The sequence below is a fragment of the Peribacillus sp. NPDC097295 genome (genome assembly GCF_044761665.1).
Classification (GTDB): Bacteria; Bacillota; Bacilli; order Bacillales; family DSM-1321; genus Peribacillus.
On record NZ_JBIWCW010000006.1, the window covers coordinates 50,625 to 77,390 of the forward strand.

The 26,766-nt window shown below is 38.3% G+C and carries 23 protein-coding genes, 1 pseudogene and 3 riboswitches; of the genes and pseudogenes, 4 read left to right on the forward strand and 20 right to left on the reverse strand.

What is annotated here, in order from left to right:
• Positions 1–8: 8 nt before the first annotated feature.
• The 3 genes from kdpA to ACIQXN_RS12385 all read right to left on the reverse strand — a co-directional run bounded on the left by kdpA (position 9) and on the right by ACIQXN_RS12385 (position 2,652).
• Positions 9–1,682 carry a potassium-transporting ATPase subunit KdpA gene (gene kdpA, locus ACIQXN_RS12375; RefSeq protein WP_402966751.1) on the reverse strand — a complete coding sequence of 558 codons (1,674 nt, stop codon included), beginning with the start codon at positions 1,680–1,682 and terminating at the stop codon, positions 9–11.
• Positions 1,683–1,707: 25 nt separating this feature from the next.
• The gene (locus ACIQXN_RS12380) at positions 1,708–1,779 is read right to left on the reverse strand and encodes a potassium-transporting ATPase subunit F (protein WP_402967123.1); all 72 of its coding nucleotides are present in this window, start codon (positions 1,777–1,779) and stop codon (positions 1,708–1,710) included.
• A 495-nt stretch (positions 1,780–2,274) separates the two neighbouring features.
• Entirely contained in the window at positions 2,275–2,652 is a 378-nt protein-coding gene (locus ACIQXN_RS12385; protein ID WP_402966753.1) for a hypothetical protein, read from the reverse strand.
• 36 nt (positions 2,653–2,688) lie between these two features.
• Positions 2,689–2,831, reverse strand: a riboswitch (cyclic di-AMP (ydaO/yuaA leader).
• 245 nt (positions 2,832–3,076) lie between these two features.
• Between ACIQXN_RS12385 and ACIQXN_RS12390 the strand changes: the two genes are divergently transcribed.
• Complete coding sequence (locus ACIQXN_RS12390) at positions 3,077–3,451, forward strand: Na-translocating system protein MpsC family protein (RefSeq protein WP_402966755.1); 375 nt, start codon at positions 3,077–3,079, stop codon at positions 3,449–3,451.
• A gap of 97 nt (positions 3,452–3,548) precedes the next feature.
• On the opposite strand, the gene ACIQXN_RS12395 is transcribed toward ACIQXN_RS12390, so the two are convergent.
• The 8 genes and pseudogenes from ACIQXN_RS12395 to ACIQXN_RS12430 form a co-directional block, all read right to left on the reverse strand.
• The gene (locus ACIQXN_RS12395) at positions 3,549–5,957 is read right to left on the reverse strand and encodes a heavy metal translocating P-type ATPase (RefSeq protein WP_402966757.1); all 2,409 of its coding nucleotides are present in this window, start codon (positions 5,955–5,957) and stop codon (positions 3,549–3,551) included.
• Between the two features lie 80 nt (positions 5,958–6,037).
• Complete coding sequence (gene copZ / locus ACIQXN_RS12400; protein ID WP_402966759.1) at positions 6,038–6,244, reverse strand: copper chaperone CopZ; 207 nt, start codon at positions 6,242–6,244, stop codon at positions 6,038–6,040.
• A gap of 16 nt (positions 6,245–6,260) precedes the next feature.
• Positions 6,261–6,608, reverse strand: coding sequence for a metal-sensitive transcriptional regulator (locus ACIQXN_RS12405; RefSeq protein ID WP_402966761.1), 348 nt, complete (start codon positions 6,606–6,608; stop codon positions 6,261–6,263).
• Between the two features lie 244 nt (positions 6,609–6,852).
• Positions 6,853–7,189 (reverse strand): annotated as a pseudogene (locus tag ACIQXN_RS12410) (hypothetical protein).
• Between the two features lie 398 nt (positions 7,190–7,587).
• Entirely contained in the window at positions 7,588–8,496 is a 909-nt protein-coding gene (gene prpB / locus ACIQXN_RS12415; RefSeq protein ID WP_402966763.1) for a methylisocitrate lyase, read from the reverse strand.
• A 13-nt stretch (positions 8,497–8,509) separates the two neighbouring features.
• Complete coding sequence (gene prpD, locus ACIQXN_RS12420) at positions 8,510–9,946, reverse strand: 2-methylcitrate dehydratase (protein WP_402966765.1); 1,437 nt, start codon at positions 9,944–9,946, stop codon at positions 8,510–8,512.
• Between the two features lie 91 nt (positions 9,947–10,037).
• Positions 10,038–11,165: a citrate synthase gene (mmgD, locus tag ACIQXN_RS12425; RefSeq protein WP_402966767.1), complete on the reverse strand. Its 1,128-nt coding sequence runs from the start codon at positions 11,163–11,165 to the stop codon at positions 10,038–10,040.
• Between the two features lie 254 nt (positions 11,166–11,419).
• Positions 11,420–11,619, reverse strand: a riboswitch (cobalamin riboswitch).
• Positions 11,620–12,077: 458 nt separating this feature from the next.
• Positions 12,078–13,271: a NupC/NupG family nucleoside CNT transporter gene (locus ACIQXN_RS12430; protein ID WP_402966769.1), complete on the reverse strand. Its 1,194-nt coding sequence runs from the start codon at positions 13,269–13,271 to the stop codon at positions 12,078–12,080.
• Between the two features lie 204 nt (positions 13,272–13,475).
• Positions 13,476–13,576, reverse strand: a riboswitch (purine riboswitch).
• 479 nt (positions 13,577–14,055) lie between these two features.
• On the opposite strand from ACIQXN_RS12430, the gene ACIQXN_RS12435 reads away from it, so the two are divergent.
• From ACIQXN_RS12435 to ACIQXN_RS12445, 3 genes are all read left to right on the forward strand, one after another.
• Entirely contained in the window at positions 14,056–15,249 is a 1,194-nt protein-coding gene (locus ACIQXN_RS12435) for a C40 family peptidase (protein ID WP_402966771.1), read from the forward strand.
• A 288-nt stretch (positions 15,250–15,537) separates the two neighbouring features.
• Complete coding sequence (locus tag ACIQXN_RS12440) at positions 15,538–16,464, forward strand: HNH endonuclease (RefSeq protein WP_402966773.1); 927 nt, start codon at positions 15,538–15,540, stop codon at positions 16,462–16,464.
• Between the two features lie 299 nt (positions 16,465–16,763).
• Complete coding sequence (locus ACIQXN_RS12445) at positions 16,764–17,411, forward strand: hypothetical protein (RefSeq protein ID WP_402966775.1); 648 nt, start codon at positions 16,764–16,766, stop codon at positions 17,409–17,411.
• Between the two features lie 101 nt (positions 17,412–17,512).
• Here ACIQXN_RS12445 and ACIQXN_RS12450 read toward each other — a convergent pair whose 3' ends face one another.
• The 9 genes from ACIQXN_RS12450 to ACIQXN_RS12490 form a co-directional block, all read right to left on the reverse strand.
• On the reverse strand, positions 17,513–18,919 hold the full coding sequence (locus ACIQXN_RS12450) for a CDP-glycerol glycerophosphotransferase family protein (RefSeq protein WP_402966777.1): 1,407 nt from the start codon (positions 18,917–18,919) through the stop codon (positions 17,513–17,515).
• Positions 18,916–19,695, reverse strand: coding sequence for a glycosyltransferase family 2 protein (locus ACIQXN_RS12455; RefSeq protein WP_402966779.1), 780 nt, complete (start codon positions 19,693–19,695; stop codon positions 18,916–18,918). Before ACIQXN_RS12455 ends, ACIQXN_RS12450 begins: the two co-directional genes overlap by 4 nt.
• A gap of 68 nt (positions 19,696–19,763) precedes the next feature.
• Entirely contained in the window at positions 19,764–20,813 is a 1,050-nt protein-coding gene (pseI, locus tag ACIQXN_RS12460) for a pseudaminic acid synthase (protein WP_402966781.1), read from the reverse strand.
• A gap of 4 nt (positions 20,814–20,817) precedes the next feature.
• Positions 20,818–21,360 (reverse strand): UDP-4-amino-4,6-dideoxy-N-acetyl-beta-L-altrosamine N-acetyltransferase, encoded by a 543-nt coding sequence (gene pseH, locus ACIQXN_RS12465; RefSeq protein ID WP_402966783.1) that lies wholly within the window; start codon positions 21,358–21,360, stop codon positions 20,818–20,820.
• 11 nt (positions 21,361–21,371) lie between these two features.
• Positions 21,372–22,460, reverse strand: coding sequence for a UDP-2,4-diacetamido-2,4,6-trideoxy-beta-L-altropyranose hydrolase (gene pseG, locus ACIQXN_RS12470; protein WP_402966785.1), 1,089 nt, complete (start codon positions 22,458–22,460; stop codon positions 21,372–21,374).
• Positions 22,460–23,215: a cytidylyltransferase domain-containing protein gene (locus ACIQXN_RS12475; protein ID WP_402966787.1), complete on the reverse strand. Its 756-nt coding sequence runs from the start codon at positions 23,213–23,215 to the stop codon at positions 22,460–22,462. Before ACIQXN_RS12475 ends, pseG begins: the two co-directional genes overlap by 1 nt.
• Positions 23,216–23,234: 19 nt before the next feature.
• Positions 23,235–24,404: a UDP-4-amino-4,6-dideoxy-N-acetyl-beta-L-altrosamine transaminase gene (gene pseC, locus ACIQXN_RS12480; protein ID WP_402966789.1), complete on the reverse strand. Its 1,170-nt coding sequence runs from the start codon at positions 24,402–24,404 to the stop codon at positions 23,235–23,237.
• 39 nt (positions 24,405–24,443) lie between these two features.
• Complete coding sequence (gene pseB, locus ACIQXN_RS12485; RefSeq protein ID WP_402966791.1) at positions 24,444–25,412, reverse strand: UDP-N-acetylglucosamine 4,6-dehydratase (inverting); 969 nt, start codon at positions 25,410–25,412, stop codon at positions 24,444–24,446.
• A 17-nt stretch (positions 25,413–25,429) separates the two neighbouring features.
• Positions 25,430–26,389 carry a CgeB family protein gene (locus ACIQXN_RS12490; protein ID WP_402966793.1) on the reverse strand — a complete coding sequence of 320 codons (960 nt, stop codon included), beginning with the start codon at positions 26,387–26,389 and terminating at the stop codon, positions 25,430–25,432.
• Between the last annotated feature and the right edge of the window lie 377 nt (positions 26,390–26,766).

The following is a 26,766-nucleotide window of genomic DNA, read 5'->3' on the forward strand; positions in this document are numbered from 1 at the left end:
TTCATCATTTATCTAAATGTTAACCATTCTGCGATAGGGCCCAGGGCAAGAACTGGGAAGAAAGTCAAAGCTCCAATAATTAAAACTGTACTTAACAGAATGACAAGAAATGTACTATTATCTGTTTTAAATGTCCCCATCGTTTCTGGGACACGTTTTTTGGCAAGTAATGATCCACCAACGGCAATCATGGCAATCATGGAGAAATAACGGCCAAATAACATGACTAACCCAGTGGAAATATTCCAAAAAGGTGTATTATCTCCTAATCCTTCAAACCCGGATCCGTTATTCGCGGCAGATGAAGTAAACTCGTAGATAATTTGTGAAATCCCATGAAAACCTGGATTAGAAATGGCCTCTGTCCCCATTTGTGTTGTTAATGCAAGAGCAGAAGGCACCAAGATGATTATTGGATGCAAAAGAATTGCCATGGCTATTAATTTCATTTCCATTCCTTCAATTTTCTTACCTAAAAACTCAGGTGTACGTCCGACCATGAGCCCCGCAATGAATACAGCCAGAATTGAATACATGAGAATATTTACCGTACCTACACCATCACCGCCAAATACGCAATTCAACATCATCATGCCAAATGGCGCAATGCTCCCGAGCGGCGTCAGCGTATCATGCATATTATTAACTGTTCCCGTGGTCGCTGCTGTCGTAACCGTTGTAAAGAGCGCACTCTGAGCAATGCCAAAACGTACCTCTTTACCTTCCATGCTGCCACTTTCTTGCGATAGGCCTAACGCTTCCAATTGGGGATTTCCATTTTGTTCACTAAAGTAATTCACACAAAGGAAGGCAAGTAACATAAGTCCCATCGCTGAAAAAAGGATCCAACCCTGTTTTCTACTTTTGGCCATATATCCAAATGTCAATGGGAGGGCAGCAGGAATGAGGATCATCGATAAAATTTCTAAAACATTCGTAAAGGCATTAGGGTTCTCAAATGGATGCGCCGAATTGGCACCAAAGAATCCACCACCGTTAGTCCCTATATGTTTGATAGACTCCAATGCGGCGACAGGTCCCCTTGCTATATTTTGAGTCGCTCCTTCTAAAGTAGTAACAACGGCTGTAGGATCAAGGGTTTGTGGTACTCCTTGCGAAACAAGAATCAAACTGACCAAAACAGAGAGTGGCAAAAGCACCCGAATGATGGATCGAATTAAATCCACGTAGAAGTTTCCTAAACTCCTCTGGCCGGTCAAGCCCCTAAAAAAAGCGATGCATAGGGCAAGACCAGTAGCAGGTGTCGTGAACATCAAGAAGATGATGACAACCATTTGTGATAAGTACGATAGACCGGATTCTCCACTATAATGCTGTAAATTGGTATTCGTAAGAAAACTTGCTGCCGTATTGAAGGCCAGTAAAGAATCCATGTTAGCGATCTCGCTTGGATTCCCTGGCAATAGTCCCTGAAAACGTAAGATCACATATGAGATAATAAACATGACTAAGTTACTCAAGAGCAATGCCTGTGCATATTGCTTCCAATTCATATCATTTGTCTTGATTCCAGATAGTTTATAAACGCCTCTTTCTACCCACCCAAACACCCGATCATGCCTTGTAGTTTCAAGGGAAAATACCGTTGTTAAGTATTTAGCCATTGGTATTGCTAGTAAAATTACAAAAAGCAACACCACACTGATTTGTAAAAAATCCATTTACATTTCCTCCGTTAACGTTCTATTAATATTTTTCCGGGTATAGTAAAGCATGAATTAAATACACGGTTACCGCCCCTGCAATAAGAAACAACATATACTACTCTCCTTTTTTCGTTATAACTTTGTTACAAAAATGAATAAATCCACTGAAAAGAAAAAAGGGTGCCGACATAAGTAAAATCGTTACAAATTCCATTCAAAAACCCCACCTTACCTTTGTTTTGAAGAAACCTTCGATCCACCTCCTTCACTAACAAGTAGGACAGTCTAACTAGTTAAAAGCCAGTTAAAGCTAGATGTGCCTGGTTTACTACAGATTACACAATCAGCACCCATTCTTTTGTACTCCTTGGAATATCCGTAGCAACTCGTGACAATAAATAAATGGATTGATTCGTACACCGAAAACAGTGCAAGTAGTTTTATCCCATCAAATAGAGAATTAGGAAATAGGTAGATAAAGTGATTTGGTTCTAATTGCTTAAACGGTAATTTCAAAAAAATGTTCTTAGAATTTCCTAACTCATAATCAAAGATTTGTAGATTACGTGTATCCGTATGACTTTCATTGATGCTATCCTTTACTGATTCAAATAATTTCCCCTTGCCGACCACAAAAACTGCACTCACTTTCTTTCACCCCAATTTTCAATATCCAACTCCCCGCCGTGCTCATCCGTGCAGTGCCACCAATTAAAAACATAAAAAATAGACCAATGTATACTCTTTCTCCTAAAGTTCGCCATTGTATATCCATCAAAGTTTCGGGATTGAAAAAATTCACGCCAAAACAAGAAAGACATGCAAAAACAAACATAATCAGTGGAGAAAAAATACTCATTGGTCTACTTATCGCCCAGCAAGCTTTAAAGCTCTCTTTGCGATCTGTCTTCCAAGAAACCTTTTCATAAATATAGGCATAATAAAAAGACCTACTAAAATGACAGGTTGCTATTTTGCTATACATACAACAAAAAAGCCTCCTGAATTAAGGTGGTCTTATGACCTCCTTCGCTTTAGCCGACGAAGTTAGCTGACGGGTAGGATGGCGAAAGAGTATCACATCCCTTCTGCAAAATGCAGAATTAACCCCATAAATAGTGGGTCCTCCGTTCTCAATCACTTGAGATTTGGCCGATATCAAATTGTTATTGATGAGCATATTCTACGCTCATTACCAAACGTTTGTAAACCTAAAAAAAACTTCATATAACCAGAAATAACGTCGTTTTTAACCATTTAAATCCATTTTATTAATCAAAAGCATCATTTCCTCTATTTTTCTATTTTTTTCTAACATTACCATATAAACTCATAATTCCATTGACAAAAACTTGAATTCGGCTTTATGATAAGTCCCATATATAACCCATGGAGAAGTCGGAGGCATTATGCTAAATCAAAAAAAGAAAATTGAAGCCGAAATTAGTGCAGCATTCATTAAGTTCCAGCGTGATTTAATCGGCAGAGGTCCACAAGAAGTCAAAACCTACATAATTAATGACATGATCATCACACGTTTCAAGGGAGTTTTGACTATCGAAGAAAAACATCTTGTCAGTCAGGATTCTGGAAAGAAGCTTGTAAAGAAAATGCGCTCTCTTCTACGTGAAATGTACAGTGAGCAATATGAAAAAATAGTCGAAGAACTAACAAGCTGTAAGGTGCTTTCTTCCCATAGTGATATTAGTACCAAAACAGGTGAAAGAATCGAAGTTTTTATTGTTGATAAAGATTTGGAAAAACACTTAGAAAGTTCCAAATAACATGTTTACAAAACAATAAACCTAAAAAAGGCAGAAACGTTGACGAACAACATTTCTGACCTTTTTGAAAAAAAGACTTACCGATCAATACCAAAAATCAAAGCTTCACCCGTTGGAGACGAAGGGCATTAAGTACAACAGATACAGAACTAAAGGCCATCGCAGCACCTGCAAGCCACGGTGCAAGAAAACCAAAAGCCGCTATCGGTATCCCAACCACATTATAAGCAAAAGCCCAAAATAGATTTTGCCTGATGTTCCGCATCGTTTTTCTGCTCATGAGGATGGCATCCGCAATGCTATTTAAATCACCCCGTATAAGCGTTATATCCGAGGCTTCCATGGCGACATCCGTTCCCGTCCCGATAGCCATTCCGATATCAGCGAGAGCGAGTGCCGGTGCATCATTGATTCCGTCCCCGACCATTGCGACCTTTCTTCCGGACGCCTGGAGTTTTTTCACTTCTTCCGCTTTCCCTTCTGGCAACACCTCCGCAATCACTTGATCAATCCCGACTTGGTTTCCTATCGCTTTAGCCGTCCTTTGATTATCCCCCGTTATCATGATGACCTGAATGTCCATCGCTTTTAACCGATTTATGGCTCTTTGAGATGTTAATTTAATCGTATCAGCCACTGCTATAAGACCTGCATATTCTCCATCAATACTAGCAAGCATCGATGTTTTCCCTTGCCCTTCAAGGTCTTCCATCAAAGCTAACGCTTTAGTAACATCCACTTGGTTTTGTTTCATCAATTTACGGGTTCCCACCAATAACACCTTTTGGTCCACGACCGCTTTCACACCAAAACCTGGTATAGCCTCAAACTCCTGAACATCCCCAAGTGGAATTTCCTTTTCTTGTATGCCTTTCACAATGGACTCCGCAAGAGGATGTTCAGATTGCTTTTCTGCAGCTCCGATCAGAGACAAAAACTGTTTTTCATTCATTCCATTATCAATGATGACATCCGTCAATACGGGTGTCCCGTTTGTGACGGTCCCCGTTTTATCTAAAATAACCGTATCGATGTGGTGAGTCGTTTCCAGGTGCTCGCCACCCTTGAATAAAATTCCGAACTCTGCTGCGCGTCCAGAACCAGCCATGATTGAAGTTGGTGTAGCCAAACCTAAGGCACACGGACAAGCAATGACCAATACTGCAATCATCGTTTCAAAAGCTGGCGTAAATTCACCCGGATTCACCCAGATTATCCTTACGAGGAAAGTTAAAATTGCTAGGCCAACAACAATCGGTACGAATACGCCGGAAATTTTGTCTGCCAGCCTTTGGATCGGCGCTTTCGAGCCTTGAGCAGCTTCCACCACCTTAATGATTTGCGAAAGAGCCGTATCTTTTCCGATCTTGACAGCTTTCATTTTTAAGAAACCATTTTTATTCAATGTGGAACCGATCACCGTGTCCCCGATACTTTTATCAACTGGAATGCTTTCTCCTGTTAACATGGATTCATCGACAGCGGAATTGCCTTCGATTACTTCTCCATCCACCGGAATTTTTTCACCGGGTTTAACCAGGACCATGTCTCCCACGATGACTTCTTCAAGAGATATCGTTTGTTCGACTCCATTCCTTAGCACCAATGCCGTTTTGGCCTGAAGCCCCATCAGCTTTTTAATGGCTTCCGAAGAACGCCCTTTGGCCCTGGCTTCAAAAAGCTTGCCTAGGAGGATGAGTGTGATCAGTATCGAACTTGTTTCGAAGTATAACTGTGCCGTATGATGATGTGCACCAATAGAAAGGGTTGCTTGGTATACACTGTAAAAATACGCAGCAGATGTCCCCATTGCGACCAAAACATCCATATTCGCACTTTTATTCTTCAGTGCCTTATATGCACCTACATAAAATTGTCCACCGATTATGAATTGTACGGGTGTAGCGAAAGCCATTTGCACCCAGGGATTCATCAAGAAATCTGGCATATATATGAACGAAGTGAAGCTAAAATGCCCGACCATCGTCCATAACAATGGCAATGATAGAATGAGCGAAATAATGAATTTCCTCTTTTGCTTTTTTATTTCTTTCTGGCGATAATCCACCGCTTCCTGCTCATTCTCCTTGATTAACGCCCCATATCCAAGCTTCTCGACTCGCTGGATGATTTCCCGAGTAGAAGTCTGAGAAGGGTTAAATTCAATGGTCGCATTTTCAAGCGCAAGATTCACAGTAGCCGCGGAAACGCCTTCCATCTTATTAAGTCCTTTTTCTATTCTATTGCTACAGGCCGCACATGTCATACCGGTGATGGTGATTTCTTTTTTCTCCTTGACCACGTCATATCCCAAGTCTTGTATTTTGCTCTCCAAATCCTGGACTCTTACCTTTTCAGCGTCATATTTAATTGTTGATTTTTCAAGGGCTAGATTGACGGTAGCTTCCTCAACGCCATCCATTTTGTTTAACCCTTTTTCAATCCGGTTCGCACAGGCCGCACACGTCATTCCAGACACTTGCATGCTGGTTTCCTTTATACTCATATCCTCCCCTTCTTTCCTATACCACCATGGGGTATAATAATTCACAAAAAAGAAGTGCTCGATAAAAGCACCCTTACAATTTATTCGACATCGTATCCTTGATCATCGATTGTTTCTTTAATTTCTTCAAGAGTAACCTTTTCCTTTTCAAAAGCAACTTCTACTTTTCCAGATTCAAGAAAGACTTTTACGTTTTCTACGCCAGTAAGCTTACCTACATTACTTTCCACTGCATTCACACAATGTCCACAAGACATACCGCTTACGTTTAATGTTACTTTTTCCATTCCATTCACTTCTCCTTTATTTTTTCATTAATTTTTGTATCGTGATCAGCACTTCATCTATGACTTCAGTATCTCCATCGTTCAACCTATTCACGACACAATTTCTCATATGACCTTCCAATAAGATCTTGGCCACACTATTCATGGCGCTTTGAGTCGCGGCAATTTGGGTGATAACATCATCACAATACGTATCTTTTTCTATAAGACCTTTAATACCACGGATTTGACCTTCAATCCGATTTAACCTGGTCGTTAAGTTCTTTTTTACTGCATCTGAGTGATGACTCTTCCGGTCCTGGGAAGGATTGATACAGCATTCATCTTCAATGAAAAGGTCCTTTTCTTCTATTTCTTTATCCATCCTCATCCCTCCTCAACAACAAGATACCATACCCCACTACCCTATGTAAAGAATTTCAACTTCTTATGAATCTGTACTATTTTACTCTTTACTTACTTAGGAATTCTATTCAATATAGATACATAAACTCATTGCCAATAAAATATGGTAGTAGTCATTTGCGGGAGGTTTAGAAAGTCACATCCAGTTAGAAAAATGACTTTAACCGCTATTGAATTAACCCACTTGAGTTGAAATGGGGAACTTATTTCTCAAATCTTACTAGTGTTTTTTCAGGTATTTCAATTTGGTCAATATCAAAATTAGTGATTTTCAGGGTTATCGTATTTTCTCGCTTATCCGCTTCTTCCCCACCCATCAACTATACAGTTCAAAAAAATCACCTTCTTCAAGGTAGCTGTCCATAATTTCACATAGTGCAATCAGCTTTTCTTTCGATTCAGCACTATTTTTTTGTTCACATATTCCGTAATCTCAATCACCAAATTGCTTGATACTTCATAAACATAGGATGTAGGAAATTGATGGACCTTTACATTTAGTCGGTCATACTTATCTGAGAAACAATTGCCAATTATAATTAATTTATCTCAATCCTCATCACTAAGTGGTATCTCTACATTACACCCGATATAACTTGCTAAACTCATTTTCACTCTCTCCTTTTCACTTCTGACTATTTTCACTAGCCCATTCTTTTAGTTGAAAGGCATCCTAAAAAATCATATCACCCAAAAAAATACCCCTTTAACAACACTTACGAAAATTGCCTTTTAAAAAAGGTTTGGAATTAAACTGCAAACCCTTGTAAAAGTCTCCTGTTAAAAAAGTAAGGAGCTGTCTCATAAGACCTTATTAAACAAAATAACGCAAAAGTGAAGAGGCAGAAATGTAGTTAAATCAACATTTCTGCCTCTTCACTTTTAATCAATTCGGGCTAAATTACCCCTTTCGGGACAGCCCCATTAGCATCTTTTATCTATTGTTCTTTAGTTAAAACCGTTTTAGCGATATCTTTATCTAAGCCTTCAAAATCATGATAAGCAATTGTCTCATATAACTCGCTACGAGTTTGCATATCTGACAAGGATTCCTTTTGTGTGCCCTGATTCTTGATTTGTTCAAACACTCGCTCATAGGCTTTTGCCGCTACACGAAGAGAAGATACAGGATAAATCACCATCTGGTAACCCATGTCATAAAATTCTTCTGCTGTATAATATGGCGTTTTCCCAAATTCGGTCATATTGGCCAACAATGGCACATCAATTCGTTGGGCAAAGTGTCGGAACTCTTCTTCTGATTGCAGTGCTTCCGGAAATATGGCGTCCGCTCCAGCTTCGACATAGGCATGCACTCTTTCAATGGCAGCTTCGACTCCTTCTACTGCCCGTGCATCCGTCCGCGCCACGATAATGAGTGAAGGTGCAACCTGTTTAATTGCCTTGATTTTTTGCTGCATCTCTTCTGTAGATACAAGCTTTTTACCATTTAAATGACCACATTTCTTCGGGAGGTCTTGGTCTTCTATTTGGACGGCTGCTATTCCTACTTCTTGCATTTCTCTAGCCGTACGGGCCACATTCAGCACCCCACCAAATCCTGTATCGATATCCACTAGTATCGGCAAATCTGTAGCACGGACAATATCTCTTGCACGTTCCGCCACTTCTCCAGAAGATACAATACCTAAATCGGGTAAACCTCGGCTCGCTGTATAAGCGGCCCCAGATAAATATAGGGCATGGAAGCCTGATTCCTTAGCTATGAGCCCTGCCATTGCATCATGCGTACCTGGAATTTGTAAAATGCCTGATGCTTGTATTAATTGCAAGAAACGTTCTGCCAGTTCTTCCTGTGATGATTGTTTATTTACTATCCAAGCCACTGATAAGCCCCCCTTAGATTAAAAATAAATTCACAAATTCGTTTACTTTTAAATTGGATAATACCTTTTGGTTTAAACATGCTTCTTGAATTTTCTTTTGTTGTTTTTGTGAATAATGGGTACTAATGTTATCAGTGAATTTCTTAATAACCTTTGGAAACGCTTCTTCTCTTCTAAAACGATGACCAAGAGGATATTCACATTCCACAAGTTCCGAAACCGTTCCATCTCGATAATGGATTTGTACAGCATTAGCGATTGAGCGCTTGTTCGGATCAAGGTAATCCGTAGTATATTGTTTATTTTCCACTACCACCATTTTATCCCTCAGCTGATCAATTCTTATATCTCTGGCCGCTTCGTCTTCGTAATGGTCTGCCGTAATATTTCCATAAATTAAACCAACAGCAGTGATATATTGAATACAATGATCACGGTCCGCAGGATTGTTTAATGGTCCTGTTTTATCGATGATACGAATAGCTGATTCATGTGTTGTGATGGTGATCTTTTCTATTTCATTCAAACGGTTTTTAACTTCATCGTGCAATTCCACTGCACACTCGGCAGCTGTTTGCGCATGAAATTCAGCTGGGAAGGATACCTTGAATAACACATTCTCCATTACATACGAATCTAATGAACGAGCAAGCTTCAGTTCTTGTTTATTGAACAAAACATCTTGAAAGCCCCATCCTGGTGCTGAAAGAGCTGTCGGATATCCCATTTCTCCTTTAACAGCCATTAAGGCTAAATGAACACCCCGGCTTGTTGCATCCCCAGCAGCCCATGATTTACGAGACCCTGTATTTGGTGCATGACGATATGTACGGAGACTGGAGTTATCAATCCATGCATTGGATATGGCATGAATAATCTCTTCTCTAGTACCTCCAAGAGCTTTTGTAACAACAGCCGTCGTCGCTACTTTTACGAATAAAACATGATCAAGCCCCACTCGATTCAAACTATTTTCTAATGCTAATACACCCTGAATTTCATGTGCTTTAATCATCATTTCAAGAACATCCTGCACAGTTAGTGCTTGTCTTCCCTCCGCAATATTCACTTGGCTTAAATAATCCGCTGTTGCAAGAATACCTCCTAAATTATCAGATGGATGTCCCCATTCGGCAGCTAACCACGTATCGTTATAGTCCAACCATCGAATCATACAGCCAATATTAAATGCTCCTTTGACTGGATCCAGTACATATGAAGTACCTGGAACACGTGTGCCATTTGGTACTACTGTCCCTGGGACGACCGGTCCTAATAATTTGGTGCATTCTGGATATTGAAGCGCTAAAATTCCGCAGCCAATTGTATCAAGTAACACATAACGGGCAGTCTCGTACGCCTCTGTACTAGTAATCTCTTTATCTAACACATAATCTGCAATTGTCTCTAATAATACATCCGTCTGATTAATTCCATTCACCTTTAACATTTTTTCATTCCCTTTCTATACAAAGTCATTTATTATTAGAAATGGTCGTTGGTCAGAACGACCATTCGGCGAGCTGATAACTTACATTTTTTTAATTGGTTAAAATAGTGTGGTTACGACGCTCGCCTATATAATTTACACGCGGCCTAAAAAGTCGGTTGTTTGCATGTTGTTCAACCACATGAGCGCATAATCCTACTGTTCTAGCACTAAAGAAAATCGGTGTATAGATTTCAATTGGTAGACCTAGCATGTAATAGACAGGTGCCGCATAATAATCTAAATTCGGGTAAAGACCTTTCTCTCTTACCATGACATCTTCACCAGCTTCGCACATTCTATAAAGGAGATCATCTCCTTTATTGTCGCAAAGTTGTTTTAACGCTTTTTTCATGATAAGCGCTCTTGGATCCATCTTCTTCATATAGACACGATGACCAAAGCCCATTATCTTTTCTTTATTTGCTAATTTCTTTCCAAGCAACTGTTCGAACTTTTCAACTGTTCCAGCTTCTAAAAGCATGTACATGACCGCTTCATTTGCTCCACCATGTAAATTGCCTTTCAACGAAGCAACAGCTCCTGTTAACGCACCATACAAATCGGATTGTGTAGAAGCAATTACCCGAGCTGTAAACGTAGAATTTGGCATTTCATGTTCGCTATACAATAATAAAGATTGGTCGAAAACCTTTTCTTCCAGTTCTGTTGGCACTTTACCAGTAATCATGTAATAGAAATTTGCACTGTATGATAAAAGTTTATTTGGAAGAACAACCTCTTGCTTATTCAACACTCTATAACTATTTGCCACAATATTGGGAACTTTCGCCAATAGTTTGTAAGCGCGTTCTTTATTGGCCGTAGTTGAACGATCATCAAGCTGCTGTTCATAGCCGGCTAATGCGGAAATCCCTGTTCTTAACGCGTCCATAGGATGTGTTTTCTCTGGTAATAGTTTAAAAATCTTTAAAATATCAGTCGGTATTTCATATTCTTCCTTCAATTTATTCTCTAGGTACGCTTTTTCCTCTGAGGTTGGAAGATTATCATTTAGTAACAGATTCACAATATCTAAATATTCTGCATGATCAGCCAATTTAATTAAATCGTATCCTGCGATTACAATTTCACTTTGAACCGTATCAAGGAATGAGAGTCTCGTTTCTGACGCTATAATTCCATCCAGCCCAGGTGAGTAGTTTTCTTGTATCGACATTTTTACTCCTCCTATCCAAATTAACTCTTAATTGAAAGCGGTAACATTTTACCTCGATGATTGATACATACTTTTAAATCTCTTTTCACCCATCAGGAATAGCCTAACTGTCCTTAGATAAAATTGGGTCATAAAAAAACAACTTCCATTGGAAGTTGTTAATTAACGAATCGTTACCTAAATAAACATGATAATTCACAGTAATTATTCATGCCAAGTAATCCGCAATTAACACCTCCTATCCTCGTAGGTAATTGATGCATGATTATTCGGCAGGTCTCCTGGCTTATGATCATCACTTTTCGAACCTTCCCGTTTCTATAAGCATAGAATCAGTGGTATTTTTCGAATCGCTCCCAAATACAGTTGCGGGACAGCATCGGAATCAAACCGATTTCCCTTTTAAGCAAATAAAGTGAATCATTTTATTCGCACCAAATAATTAACATATTTAATTTTCTACTTAAATATACCAAATATTTTAAATATTTACAATTTAATATTTAAATTCCAAATAGGTCTTTCCATGCATTTTAGAAATATTTTGTATTAAAGTAGTAAAATATGTTGTTTAATCAGAAAATTCTGCATTTTAAATATTTATTTTAGCGTTTTATCTCATGCTCTGAAAAATGCTGGATGGACACCTTAAATCATTTGTACCCTTTTGATATACGCTAATGCTACGATTATTTCACTTCTATTGGACAAACAAGAGGCTGTCTCATAAGTCCCTTTTTTGAGTAAAATAACGCAAAATTGAAGAGGCAGAAGTGTTGTTAAATCAACATATCTGCCTCTCTTTATTTATTTAATTTAAGCTTAACTACCCTTTTTGGGACAGCCTCTTGTTTTACGTCTCAATATCATTATATTTACGTTTTCTAGTAAAACAGTTTTATACCCATATCGTTACCAAACAAACAAGCCAACAATCATGGCACTGAGCATGGAGACTGCCATTCCACTAAGCAAAAGCTTCCAAACATTCCTTCCGATGATGCTTGATCTTTCCTCGTCAAGAATGGAATTGAATGTTCCATAAATCATGCCGACCGTACTGAAATTTGCAAATGAAGTGAGGTACGTCACTGCAACAGCGACTGTATGTGGTGCCATACCGCTTATCTGATTCTTCAAATCCAGCAGGGCCACGAATTCATTGGTGGCGAGCTTGATACCCATTAATTGAGCAACATACATCGTATCTTCCCAGTTTAATCCAAACAAGAAAGCGAATGGACTAAAAATAACCGAGAAAATCTTCTGTATCGTCAACCCATCTACTGCAAGTCCTAATATACCATTCAGACTGGCAGTCAACGCGACATACCCGATTACCATGGCCATGATGACGATGACCATTTTGACTCCAACCAGCATACTGTTTGAAATCGTTGAAAAGAAGTCTTTACGTTCCTCTTTTGTTGGGATATACACGACATCGTCCTCTTTACTGACAGTAACGGGATTCAACATATTGGCAATCAGCAAGGCATTTAAACAGTTTAAGGGAATGGCTACGAACACAAACTCTGCCGGTACCATGGATAAATACGCACCGATGATGGAACCACTTATACTACTCATACTCATAATTCCGAATGTAAGCAAACGTTGGTCTTTTAAAGAAACAAGTTGCATCCGTATTACGGCGAGAGCTTCAGTGTTTCCGAGAAACATCATCTGGATAGAAAAGAAGCTTTCCAGTTTCGGTAAACCCGACACTTTTGAAATAAGCCAACCGACTTTATCTATAATCCAAGTCAGGATGCCGAAATACGAGAGAATATCAAAAAACGTAATGATAAAGATGATTGGCATTAAGGCACTGAAAAAGAAATCCACTTGTTCATTGGCCATAACAGAAGGGAATACGAAAGAAATCCCTTCATTTGCACAAGCAATCAACCAGGTGAAGAAAGTAGCAATCTGCTTAATGACCCATGTTCCGATTGTGGTCGATAACATGAACCAGGTAATAAGCAACTCAATGACCAACAAGGTAAGAATGATTTTCCATTTAACATTTTTCCTATTTGGCGAGCACAGGTATATAATCCCCATGACAACCAAAACCCCTAGGATATTCAACAAGAAATACAAACGATCACCCTCTTCGATTTATCTTTTCCTATTGATTATTCATGTATAAAAAGCCCTTATTTTTCATACTTTCAGCCACTGGACAGAAAGTATGAAAAATAAGAGCTTCTTCTAAAACTAAGTAGTTGTACTACGATTAGGTCAGGAACCTTTTGTAAGTAAAAACGAATAACTTACAAACGTAGCTAAATACCTGTTTGATCTCTATTATCCATACTTCCCTGTAGTCCGGCTTTTATGGCAGCCAGGTAGAAACTATCAGACCATTTCACTGATATTATACAAGGATATTTTTTAACGATTTTTCATAGGATTGGATATCATTTTATATGGGATTATTAAGTAATACAATATATTTTTAATTAGTCATAATTATTTTATTAGTATATTTCTTCAGATAACTAACGTTAAAACTTTAATCCTACTATTATTCTCCCTTTCATCTATCTTATGATGCTTATTTTCTTGAATAGCATATAAACTCTTCATCTACACTCAATGACTATCAAAATACCCAATAATGGATATGGGCAAAAAATCATCTTCTTTGTCATGAAAAATCCAGATTTCTAATTAATTGAAAATATCTAGGTAATAGGTAACAACCTATGCTTCCATTATATTTTTTGTAATATTTATGTAATATAAGTAATGAAACTTTAATGGATATAACAGAATTTTTTTCTATTTTTAATACTTTACTGGTTTAATTACCTTATAATATTATTGCACAATATAAATTGTGCAATAATATTATAAAATATCAGGAGGAATTTTCCTTTTTATGAATAGCTCAAAAAAGTCTTTCATCATCGCGGGTTCTATCATAGGCACCCTATTCGTCAGCAATTCAGCATATGCAAGCACTTATCATGTAAAATCCGGCGATAGTTTATATAAAATCTCAAAAGCAAATAATACAACGATTCAAAAATTAAAGTCTCAAAATCATTTAACTAGTAATCTAATATTTCCAGGACAGGTTTTAAAAATTAACGAATCTTCGACAAAAAGTACAGTTTCAACAAAGAATCATGTCGTTAAACTTGGCGACACACTAAGTGAAATTGCTAAAAAATATAACCTTTCGCTAAGTTCATTATTGAAATTGAACCCTAGCATTTCCAATTCAGACCGAATTCGTATCGGACAATCCATCATTGTTTCAGGAAAAGCTACGACTGCTAGTACTTCTGCTACAACAAGCAGTTCAACCAATACATATAAGGTTAAATCAGGAGACAATCTTTCCAACATTGCACAAAAATATAACACGACGGTCAATGCTTTACTTTCTTTAAACCCAACCATCAAAAATGCTAATGCTCTCCGGATTGGACAATCTATTAAACTATCAGGAAAAGCTACGACTACTAGCACAACCGCTACAACAAGTAGTTCGACCTCAACCTATAAAATTAAATCAGGAGATAACCTTTCCAATATTGCAAAAACATATAAAACGACGGTCAAAGCTTTACTTTCTTTAAATCCTTCCATCAAAAATGTGAATGCTCTTCAGATCGGTCAGTCTATTAAAGTTTCAGGAAAAGCTACGACAGCTTCCATAGGTAACACGACGACGACTGTATCATCTGCATCTGAAGTGGACCGGGTCTTAACCGCTGCTAATAAATATTTAGGAGCTAAATATCTTTATGCGGCAAGCACATCACGCACCGACGCGTTCGATTGCTCATCCTTTACTATGAAAGCATTCCAAGCAGCTGGAATTTCCTTGCCTCGTACCTCAACCGGCCAAGCTCAAATGGGAGTTCCCGTATCTTCTTATTCTCTGAAAAAAGGAGATTTAGTATTTTTTGATACTAATCGTGACGGAGTAATCAACCATGTAGGGATATATGCAGGAAATAATCAAATGATCAATGCTTCTACCTCTAAAGGTGTATCTTATGCAGATATTAACAGTTCATACTGGAAACCTCTTTTTGTAAAAGCAGTACGAATTCTTAACTAATTTATTTACTTTACCAATCGCATCTTCATTACCTAAGTACGCCTCAAACATTAAAATATTTGAGGCGTACTCTTTTTATTCTCTTTGCTCACGTTCCTTCTCTCCCCTTACAACCTGGTATTTAAAATCCTTTCATTTCCTAACTTACTTCTTTGCCTTTTAACACGTTATCATTACATTTCTGAAATAATTAGGGTATGATAAGTTACATAGATTATGTTTGTTCGAAGAGTAACAAACCAGCTCTTTCATTTAAATCGCATATCGTAGCAAGTAGGAGGAAAGACGTTGAATAGTTTTATTGTCATGCAGGGTACTACATATCAAGAAGAAAGACATTTAGGGATTATTTGGTCCCCTCAAATAGATAAATCCGGATTGGTTCCACACTCATCTAAAATAATCCAAGAAATCAAAAATGGTGATCGCATTTTCCATTATGTAAAAGGATCGATTGTCGCCATAAGTATTGTGAAAAAGGGTTGTCAAGAAGATATAAGACCTCAAAGAATTCGAAATCATAAGATGGAAAATGGATATCTGGTCGAAACCGAGTATCGCGAATTGGAGATTCCCCTTAATATTCGGGACCATTTTGATGAAATCACTCAGTATCTTCCTATTAAGTATTCAGCATTCCAGGAGGATGGCACCGGAAATTCTGGTTATTTATATCCCTGTAACGAAGAACTCACACTAAAACTTTTAGAATATATTAGTATGCTTAACATATTTAATGCCGATGAAGATCAGTTAGAGCTCTCTGTCGATGAAGTCATTGCAAAAGAGCGAAATCCCTTACAAGCACTTCTCGCCGAAACAGAATCAGAAGCCAAAATGAAAATTCGCTGTGGTCAACAAAAATTCAGAAAATTGGTTATGCCTCTTTGGAATCATCATTGCCCTCTATGTGGAATTGGAATGGCTGCCCTACTAAAGACCAGTCACGCTAAACCTTGGAAGGATAGTACGGATGAGGAACGCCTTAATCCTTACAACGGTCTAGTGTTATGCTACAATCATGACGCGTTGTATGAAAAAGGCTTAATCACCTTTGATGGTCAAGGTAGAATACATATTTCTCAGCAGATTCCTGAGGAAGAATATGATATGTACCGATTAGGAAAAAGCATAAAAATCGCAATTCATCCTGAAAATAAGCCATACTTTAAATGGCATAAGAAGAATGTTTTTGTGGACAATCAAAAATTTTAAACACCTATAAACTGATTCCCTAACATGGGGCTGTTTTTTCCCCATGTTAGGGATTTTTTGATTTCATTTATTCTATCGAGCTTCATGGTAGACGCTTATTCCTGCTATGAATAATATGTGGATACCTTCCTTACGTCCTGATTTTTTCAGAAATCTTTACCTTTTTGAAACGATGTCTTGAAAAATCCCCTAGTAAATAGTTCCAGCGGAATAATTGATATAAAAATCGGGATTTGTCCAATCAAAAAAGGGTTTAATTTAATAAGATAATGTAGTGTTTTAAAAAAGGGGGTAAGAAATTGAGTTTTAAAAGGTTCTGTGATTTTTGGAGAAGATGTGTTGGTTGTACAGGAGCCACGGGTCCAGCTGGCCCAATAGGAGCTACCGGCATGACTGGGATCACGGGTCCTACTGGAGCTACTGGTGCTACAGGAGCTACGGGGAATACAGGAGCTACCGGTATTACTGGTGTTACTGGCGCTACCGGAGCTACAGGGAATGCAGGATTTGAATTTTCTGTACCATCATCCATATTCATCCCTTCTCCCGGCTTAATAACTGTGACCAATGAAGAAGTTGCTATCACTACTCTTACTATCTCACTCTTCCAAGATGCCGTGGTAGTACTGCAGGGGCAGGTAGGATGGAGCTCTCCAAATTTCTTTAATTTAGCAATGGTGTCACCTAACTTTTTTGATTTGGCACTGATATGGAGGATACGTAAGGGCATCGGGGGACCAATCATTTGGGAAGGTCGCGATGGCGCCAGCTTTGAATCTGACGAACAAGCTAGATTCTTAAGTTCCATGTTACATGTCGATTCATCCCCTGGATTGGGTTTCAACACGTATGAATTGACGGCACAAGTCGATCCTGTATTGAGTCCAGATTCTACTGCAGAGATAAATGGACCAGTCGTATTTATCGGAAACGCTTTTCCGGTATAGAAATCTCCTAAAGAATTCGCTAAGTATAAGCAGTAAAGCAAACTAAAAAAAACCACGTTCAGGTTGCACACGTGGTTTTCTTTTTGCATTCGGTCTTTAAATTAACCTTTCTTATTTATTAAATCGGCTAATTTTTGACCAGAATGTCCATCGATATAAGAATCAGCTATGAATCGATTTCGTATAGAATGATAAATAGCCCTATGTTCACTAGCATGATAATAATTCTTTATTACTTCAGTAAGCTTAGTAGGATCTTCTTGTATATATTCACCTAAGATATCGAAATAATCATAGTGACGATTACTCTTTAAGAAATTAAATATAAACACAGGTTTATTAAATAGTATACTTTCTAAAGCGACTGTAGATAAAGATGAAACCACGCCATCGCTATGAGATAATAATTCGTACAAATGATTATCTCTAGCAGTATACACTTGTAGGGAGTCATATTTCTCTTCTAGCTCTAAATACATTCCGTATTTCTTCTTTCCCATTTCCCATGGATGCGGCTTTATAATAATTTGGAAATTGGACTCATTTAAAATACCATCCATTAGAGCTTCGAACCTGAGTACATCCAGTTGTGGACCAGTAATCACCAATAATGTTTGCTTATTAGGATCAAGACCATATTTTTTTATCAAATCCACTTTCTCCGTTGCTGTATCCATGAAAATTTCATCAAATTTAGGATGCCCTAATTCAGCCACACGTTCCTTGGAAAGCCCTCTTTTTGCATACCAGTTTTTCTCATAATCACCGTAGACCCCGACTATGTTGGTGAAAACCGGCATAAAAGCTTCTTCCCCCATCAAAATCCCATGCTGCAAACAAACGCTCCTGATACCTTTTGATGATCCCACGATTGAAAGAGCTCTGCTTTGCATATCTTCAGTCGTCCCAACAACGATAGAGGATATCTCTTGTTTTTCAAAAAGGTTGAAAACCATCCCGAGGGTATTGACGATTTGGGGAATCCGCTTAATGAAAGTCTGTTGAAAGAATTCATTTCCAAACGCGAGATGTGTGGTGAATGATTCAAATAGATTGGTTGCCTCTTTTACAAGTTTATCCGATTCCTCATGATTTACTTCTACATATTTCCCCATGTTTTCGCATGGAATCCCATAGATGTGAGACCCTTTTGACCGAGAGAGAATAAGCGTTTGACCAGGGTCAAACTTATTCATATACGTTTGCTCAGGAATCCGCGTATAATCTGCATTGATTAAGACTTTACCTTCCTTGGGCTTAACCATCCATGATTCCCTAATTTTTTCTAACCATTTTTCAAAGTATGGTTGAATCTTCTCCTGATCTAATTGTGCAGCATTGATATTCAAATGAAAGTTTTCTTCCTCCATTTTCATTTTAAGTTCCGAATCAATTTGTTGATAAAAGTTAGTTAACAATACAATAGGGATTTCTCTGAATTTCAAGTGACTGAATGTTTCTACAAACTCCTTATACAATGTCCAATAGTTTGATAGATAGATACTCATCCTTTCTCTCTCCGTCTACGGGCCCTTATGGATTCTCTAAGTTCTTTACAGGTTCTTTGAGTGGGTAACATTTGGGAAAAATCATTAGGGTTATCATTGAATAACTGGGCGTGGATGGATTTAGGGGTTATATAGTTAAAGTCTAGAATCTCATTGATGGGGAAAAATGGCCAGAAATGATTGAGTCTCCAAAAGAACCTAGCATCACCTGTTCTATAAAATTGCGGATCCTCGTCCCAGTGCGAACCAAACGTTTCTTTGATTTTAGGAAGAATGGACTTACGATGCATGATCGAACAATGATCAGTCATGCACGAAGCAAGCCATGATATAGATTTAGCGGGTCTGACAATTTGGTTCGTTACTTCTCCTTCTTCATTCAGATGAACGGTTTTGGAAGCTGAGTAGACAATCATAGCTTCAGAATGTAAATCTAAGAACTCAACCATCTTTTCAATTTTCTGATTGTGATATATATTATCATCGGTCGCATACGTAACATATTCTCCCTGCGCCAACTCCAATGCTTGATTGATTAGAACAGCATATCTAGTTTTCTCTACCCTTTCCTCGAGTGTTTTGATATCACTCCTGAAAAATTTAACCCTCTCATCATCTAAAAATCCACCTATGACACTAAGTGTTTCCTCATTGGAGTTATCATCCATTATAAATAATTCAAAATCCTGGAAAGTTTGCCCCAAAATCGAACGAATGGTATTCGCTACGTATTCTTGTTTATTATAACTCGTTAGAATCACTGTAACTTTTGGCAAATCCCACACCCCTTTTTAAAAATTCCATCATTACTTTGTCTTCTCAAATTCGATTAAACTGACAAGTCCTATAGGATATCCCAATTAATGGGGGTTCCTGCTTTAATCTCTTTCACCACTTTTTTTCCTATTAAATTCTCGTAATACTTAGGTGCTAACCCATACCCTGGTCGGATGATTCTTATATTTTCCTTAGTCAACATATCTCCGGCCTTTACGTCCTTAACAACATAAATGGACCGTCTAAATTTCATGGACTTTTTTTCCGCTTCGGTTGGGCCGTAGCTCACCTGTCCCAAAGATTTCCATGCTCTTTGCGTCTCCTCCACCAATGCTTTCATTTCATCCGGTTCCATGGAAAATGCTGCATCTACACCACCATCTGTTCTTGAAATGGTTAAATGCTTTTCAATGACAGTCGCTCCAGTTGCGACGCTCGCGATGGAAACTCCGATACCAAGCGTATGGTCGGATAATCCTACCTGGCATCCAAAGAGATCTTTCATGTGTGGGATTGTCGATATATTCGTATTGGAAGGAGTAGCTGGATAAGTACTCGTGCATTTTAATAGTACAAGATCTTTACACCCGGCATCTCTAGCAGCACGGACTGTCTCATCTAAATCAGCAAGTGTTGCCATACCGGTAGAAATGATCATGGGCTTACCAGTAGAGGCCACCTTCTTTATGAGGGGGATGTCATTATTTTCGAATGAGGCTATTTTATACATGGGTATATTTAGATCTTCTAGGAAGTCAACCGCGGTTTTATCAAATGGAGTACTGAAGGGGATGAGTCCTAAATCTCTGCATCTTTCAAAGATTTCCTCATGCCATTCCCATGGTGTATAAGCTTGTTGATAAAGGTTATACAGGTTATTCTTATGCCATAAACTACTTTTATCTTCAATATTAAAATCTTCATTATCTATATTTAAGGTCATCGTGTCTGCCGTATAAGTCTGGATTTTCAATGCATGGGCCCCGGCTTTTGCTGCAGCCTCCACAATTTCTAAAGCTTTTTTCAAGGATTGATTATGATTCCCTGACATCTCCGCTATGATAAAAGGAGGATGCTTCGGTCCAATCATTCTTCCTGCAAGATTGATATCTTTCATATGATCACGCCTCTGCTATGAAATTCAATTTCAATGTTCCTTTATACTTTTCCCATTCTTCTTGTATGATGGAAAAACTATTTACATCGATAGATTGACCTTCTCTAATAAGAGTATTCTCTAAACGATTATCATGCTTAAATCCTAATTTCCGATGAAGCCCTTCACTTTTATTATTACTGGATAAAACTTCAGCAATGATTTTTTTCATACCTAATTTATGAAAAGCATATTCCAATCCCAAATACCCCATTATCGTACCTGCTCCTTTAGGAGCATGGGTTTCTCCAATATAAAATCCCCAGACACATGTTAGCATTTGTTGGCTACATTTTTTGAAAGAGACAAGACCTAAGGGTTTTTCTTGATAAATGAAGAGACGATAATACTCCATTTGTTCCTTCAGTACATCTTCAAACCATCGACAATGATCTTCATAGGGAATGAGGTGATGATTATACATATTCATACGAATATGCTCCATATTTCTCCATCCATAAATCATTTCCCTGTCTTCTTTTGATAAAGCAATTAATTGATAGTCCATCTTATTCATCCCTAGCTCACTATTTCTTCTATCATCGTTTGATGACTCACATGGAGGTCTTTCATAAAATGATGGGACAAGCGTGACATTTCTTGGCGGTTCACTTCATTTTTTATCATATCGCTCAATTGATTCGCTATAAAACTCTCCTCCACCTTTTCCTTATCCCCTAGATAATTGATGATTTTCTTTTTATCTAGGGCTTTACAGATCTCCACCTGATTTTCAGCAACGCTCCATACCATAGAAGGTAAACCAAGGTAACACCGTTCCCATGTAGTTGTTCCACCAGACCCGATGGAAAGGTCAGCTTGACACATGAATTCGGCGATATTAGAAACCTGACAATGAACATGTACATTATCATACCGCTTGTAAATCGTTTCAAGCTCTTTTATATGGGGATTGGTTTTACCCACCACCACATCCACATGGATATCATCTCGTCCTAGCTTCAAAAAAGAGTCTATCGCTCTTCCCGTTTCATTCGTTTGATCTATTCCACCAAAAAAAACCAAGATCCGTTTCACAGGCCCATTTCGTAGTTTATGCTTCTTCCACTGTTCGTGAAATTCTGCTCTTAATAAAACGTACCCCGGTCCTAAAAACAATTTACAATGCGGGGGTACTAAAGAGTGATAACGGTTTTGATAGTCCTCATAAAAATTTTGATCAAGTAATAGATTACAATCATGCTTACGGTCCGCTAAATCATCGATGACCATGATTTTTTTTGAAATGCCTTTAAATTTCATTTCCCATCTCTCGTCAATCGCATAATGATCGATGATTAGCAAGTCCACAGTTTCCCGCTTTAGGATTTCCATGGTTTGTTCAGCATCCACCTGTAATGGAACACCTAGCCAGTTCAAATATGGCGAGAGATTTCGGATATTTCCATTCAAAATTCGGGAAGACGGGAGCCGGAAAACTTCGAATCCATTTTCTTCGATAAGGTCGCACAAATGCCCGGGATGTTCCCTGCAAATGAAACGGACCGTGAACCCCAGTTTGTTTAAGCATCCTGCAAGAGTCAGGCATCTCATTACGTGGCCTGTTCCGATATCTAAAGAAGCATCGACACGGATATATGCATTCATCATTCACGCTCTGATTCTTTCAAAGTGAATACTTCCTTTTGTTCAATGTGGGAATTAATGGAGGACCATTCTGGTTTATCCTTTAGCAATTTGGTGATATCTTCGAGTGTAAAGTCTTCCTTTTCATACAGATGTTCAAGCAACCTGGTAATCAGCTCCAAGTCATCTTCTGTGTCAACCGTTAAGCGTAAAGAACTAAAATCGGTACCATTCAAAAAGGAAGCTAGTTTAAACTTTTTAGGATGGTGATAGATATAAGGGGTTACATGCTCTCGATAAGCGGCTTCTTTAGCTTCCTTGAATGCTTGCGCAAGCGCCTTCATTGAGAAAACCTCCACATCGAAACCTCGAGGGTACGTTCTTACAAGGGTATTGGAAACATAATCATATTTTCCGACATCTGCAAGAAATTCTACTAGAGCTTGGTCAATCGTATGAGGATCGATTAATGGACAATCAGCGGTAAGTCGAACCACAATGTCAGTCTGATGCTCAGTAGCCGCATCAAAAAACCTTGTCAATACATCATCTTCCGGCCCACGAAAGATTGCAACCGAAAGTCTTTCACATAGGTCTACAATGGGCTGTTCCGTTTCCTTCGTAGTAGTGGCCACCACAATTTTATTAATCAATCTTGCTTTCCCTATCCTTTCCAACTGGTACTGAAGCAAAGGTTTTCCTTGGACTTGCTTCATAACCTTTCCTGGTAACCTTGAAGATCCCATTCTTGCTTGAATTATTGCGACTACTTTCAATCCTTTCACCTTCTAATCTTCATTTAGAATAGCAGTCTAGAACTTTTTTAACAGCTTTGATCACATCAACTACGTCCTTTTCTGTCATTGCCGGAAAAAGAGGCAATGTAATGATTTCTTCATACAGCTTTTCTGCATGCGGACATAGCCCTTTTTTATAACCCAGATCTTGATAATACGGCAATAAATAAACAGGAATATAATGCACATTCACACCGATGTTTTCCTGATGGAGGGCATTATATATTTCTTTTCTGTTTCCCGTTAAATTCTCTAAATGTAACCGGATTACATACAAATGCCAACTAGAACTACCCTCTTTATTTGTATGAGGAATGGTAATATCCTTTATCTCTTTTAGTTCATCATTGTACATCGAGACATATTTTTTCCGTAGGTTTAAAAATTCATCTACTTTCTTTAATTGGCTCGATCCAAGAGCTGCCTGGATGTCTGTCATTCGATAGTTATAACCTAAAAACTGCATTTCATAGTACCATGGTCCATGATCTTCAACCATTTTATCAGGATCGCGTGTAATGCCATGCGAACGGAATTGTAATAGTTTTTCATAATACTCTTTGTCATCCGTTGTAATGATGCCACCTTCACCCGAAGTAATATGTTTAACAGGATGAAAGCTAAACATGGTCATATCACTTTTTGAACCTATCTTTTTCTGCTTATACGTTGCTCCGAGTGCATGTGCTGCATCTTCAATGACGATCAGATCATGCTTGTTGGCTATCGCATATATTTCATCCAATGGTGCAGGATTTCCTGTAAAGTGTACGGGAATAATTGCTTTAGTTTTCTGAGTGATTTTCTTCTCGATTTCATTCGGGTCTATATTGAATGTTTTTTCATCGATATCAGCAAAAACGGGTACCCCACCTTGGTATAAGATACAGTTTGAACTGGCTGCAAATGTTAGTGGGGTAGTAATGACCTCATCCCCTTCCCCGATACCAGCTGCAAAACATGCACCATGTAAGGCAGCAGTTCCATTGGAGAATGCTACAGCATACTTTGCTCCAACATAATTTGCTAACTCCTGTTCGAACGTAGAAATGAAAGGACCTGTCGTCAGGTAATCTCCTCTTAATACCCGAATGACTGAATCGATATCTTCCTCATCAATCCATTGTCGACCATAAGGGAGAAAAGTTTCTCTTATTGGTCTTTCCATCCATTTATCCTCCTCCTTCCATTAGCTGTTCATCAGCCTTTACTCTTGCACTAACTTCTTCAACTCTTCTACAGATAGCCAATAGTCATTCGTATTGCTTATATAACTAAATCCTTCTAAGACCGGTTTTCCACCTTTCAATGATTCTGAATCCCACCATGGAAATTCAGGTTGAATGATGTAAAACGTATCGAATTCCAATGTACGACGTGCATCATCTTCAGTGATCATGGCTTCATGTAATTTTTCACCAGGACGGATTCCTTTGATTTCCACTTTACATTCTGGTGCAATTGCTTTTGCTAAATCCGTCACTTTCATACTTGGTATCTTTGGTACAAATATTTCTCCGCCTTTCATCCTTTTCAGGTTATCAAGAACAAATTGCACGCCTTGCTCCAAGGTTATCCAAAACCTTGTCATTCGCTCATCGGTAATCGGCAGTTTTCCTGTCGACCTGATTTTTTTGAAAAATGGAACGACGCTTCCCCGACTTCCAACGACATTTCCATAGCGAACGACGCTAAATCGGGTCTCCTTATTTCCTGCATAAGAATTTGCGGCCACAAATAATTTATCTGAGGCCAATTTTGTCGCTCCATAGAGGTTGACGGGGCTCGCTGCCTTATCAGTACTTAAAGCCACCACTCTCTCCGCCCCTCTATCAATCGCAGCCTCAATAATGTTTTGGGCTCCATGGATATTTGTCTTAATCGCTTCAAATGGGTTATATTCACAAATGCCCACATGTTTTAAAGCGGCAGCATGGATAACAACATCGACACCTTCAAATGCCCGAAATAACCTCTCTTTATCCCGTACATCACCAATAAAAAAACGAATTCTTGGATCTGTATATTCCTGAGCCATTTCATACTGCTTTAATTCATCCCGACTGAATATAATCACTTTCTTGACATCCATTTCTAGCACCTTACGAACGAACTTTCTCCCGAACGAACCAGTTCCACCAGTTACTAAGATTGTTTTATTTTTCAATGAAAACATTCGATACCGCCCTTTATTTAAATTAGTTGCTTAAGGATGTACTGAACTCTATGGGAAAAAGTATGACAATCCAGCACCCTATCATAAGCTTTTTTGCTAAATTGATTTCTTTCGTTTTCCTTACCGATATAATATTCAATCAATTCCAAGCATTCAGCATGATCTCTATACGAAACAATTTCATCAGGATGAAAATGATTCTTTAAATCGGTTTGATTAGATATGAGTTGAAAGCTGCCACTAGCTGCTATATCAAAAGTTTTATTATTTATACTTTTATTGATAATCCCTATAGTGTTACGATTTTTTCCATAATCGAAAGCTCGATGAGAATTCAAGATGATTTTTGAAGTGATAAAAAGGTTTCTTACCGATTCTGGGGCAACCCACCTATTGATGATGTCTAACCTTTCTTTGGGCTGGTTGGATATATGTTTTTTCCACCGGGGTCCCACAAGAATCAATCTATATTGGGTTTTATTCAGGATGTCATTTGCTAATTCAATCCTATCTGGATACGGATAGCCAACGATGCAAACGTCATATGAGTATGGGGCTTCGCTGTTAGAAGGCTTATACAGGAATGGGTCGGTTCCTAAGGGGAGAAAGAAAATTTTTTTACCGGGGAACTTGTACCTGTAGTGCTCGAAGGCTCCTACATCTACAGTAAACACATAATGAAAGTTCTTAACCAATTCAATCGTCCTATCCATATAGAAAGGATCTTCTGTCAGCCAAATACACAGAACCGACCCACTTTTTTTGAGGCATTCCATCAATGCCTCATTCATCATGAAACCAACAAGCGTTATAATGAAATCAGGATTAAAATCTCTGACCGCTCCCATTATTTCTTGTTCATGAGCTGGTTTTATTGTACGAATGATATGCCCGAAGCCCTTAAATTCTTTCTCTATGGCTTGTTCAAAATGTGGGTAAATTCCTCTATAGCCTGACGAGATCATTAGGATTTTCATGAAATAGGATACTCCTTTTGATTACTTACCTAAAAAGCTATAAGTAGGAACCAATATATCATCGAGAAATTCAGTCACTTAAGACAAAGTTGGTACTTTACGGCCTTTTAACGTTTCTAATCCATTTTTTCAGTTCTTTGTAATGTATTCATCATTGAAAGATCATGTGTGGACAGATTTAAAAGAAACCTAAAATAGACATGCTGTGATGAATAAAACCCATTGAATTTGCATTCGAAGAAAAAATTAAATAAGCGCAACCATCAATTCGTTTCATGACGACCTCATCATATATATGTGGATGCTCGAAAATTAATTGTTGCAAAAGAAATTTGCCGACTACCTCAAGTAAACCAGGCATTGACAGCAAGGATCCC

Bases quoted from the DNA above. Each gene is read 5' to 3' on its own strand.
- pseC (WP_402966789.1), bottom strand. From the start codon at position 24,404: ATGGAAAGACCAATAAGAGAAACTTTTCTCCCTTATGGTCGACAATGG.
- ACIQXN_RS12405 (WP_402966761.1), bottom strand. From the start codon at position 6,608: ATGGATAAAGAAATAGAAGAAAAGGACCTTTTCATTGAAGATGAATGC.
- pseG (WP_402966785.1), bottom strand. From the start codon at position 22,460: ATGAATGCATATATCCGTGTCGATGCTTCTTTAGATATCGGAACAGGC.
- ACIQXN_RS12385 (WP_402966753.1), bottom strand. From the start codon at position 2,652: ATGTATAGCAAAATAGCAACCTGTCATTTTAGTAGGTCTTTTTATTAT.
- ACIQXN_RS12390 (WP_402966755.1), top strand. From the start codon at position 3,077: ATGCTAAATCAAAAAAAGAAAATTGAAGCCGAAATTAGTGCAGCATTC.
- ACIQXN_RS12490 (WP_402966793.1), bottom strand. From the start codon at position 26,389: ATGAAAATCCTAATGATCTCGTCAGGCTATAGAGGAATTTACCCACAT.
- copZ (WP_402966759.1), bottom strand. From the start codon at position 6,244: ATGGAAAAAGTAACATTAAACGTAAGCGGTATGTCTTGTGGACATTGT.
- ACIQXN_RS12450 (WP_402966777.1), bottom strand. From the start codon at position 18,919: ATGAGTATCTATCTATCAAACTATTGGACATTGTATAAGGAGTTTGTA.
- mmgD (WP_402966767.1), bottom strand. From the start codon at position 11,165: ATGTCGATACAAGAAAACTACTCACCTGGGCTGGATGGAATTATAGCG.
- pseH (WP_402966783.1), bottom strand. From the start codon at position 21,360: ATGGACTATCAATTAATTGCTTTATCAAAAGAAGACAGGGAAATGATT.
- kdpA (WP_402966751.1), bottom strand. From the start codon at position 1,682: ATGGATTTTTTACAAATCAGTGTGGTGTTGCTTTTTGTAATTTTACTA.
- pseI (WP_402966781.1), bottom strand. From the start codon at position 20,813: ATGAAAGATATCAATCTTGCAGGAAGAATGATTGGACCGAAGCATCCT.
- pseB (WP_402966791.1), bottom strand. From the start codon at position 25,412: ATGTTTTCATTGAAAAATAAAACAATCTTAGTAACTGGTGGAACTGGT.
- prpD (WP_402966765.1), bottom strand. From the start codon at position 9,946: ATGTTAAAGGTGAATGGAATTAATCAGACGGATGTATTATTAGAGACA.
- ACIQXN_RS12435 (WP_402966771.1), top strand. From the start codon at position 14,056: ATGAATAGCTCAAAAAAGTCTTTCATCATCGCGGGTTCTATCATAGGC.
- ACIQXN_RS12395 (WP_402966757.1), bottom strand. From the start codon at position 5,957: ATGAGTATAAAGGAAACCAGCATGCAAGTGTCTGGAATGACGTGTGCG.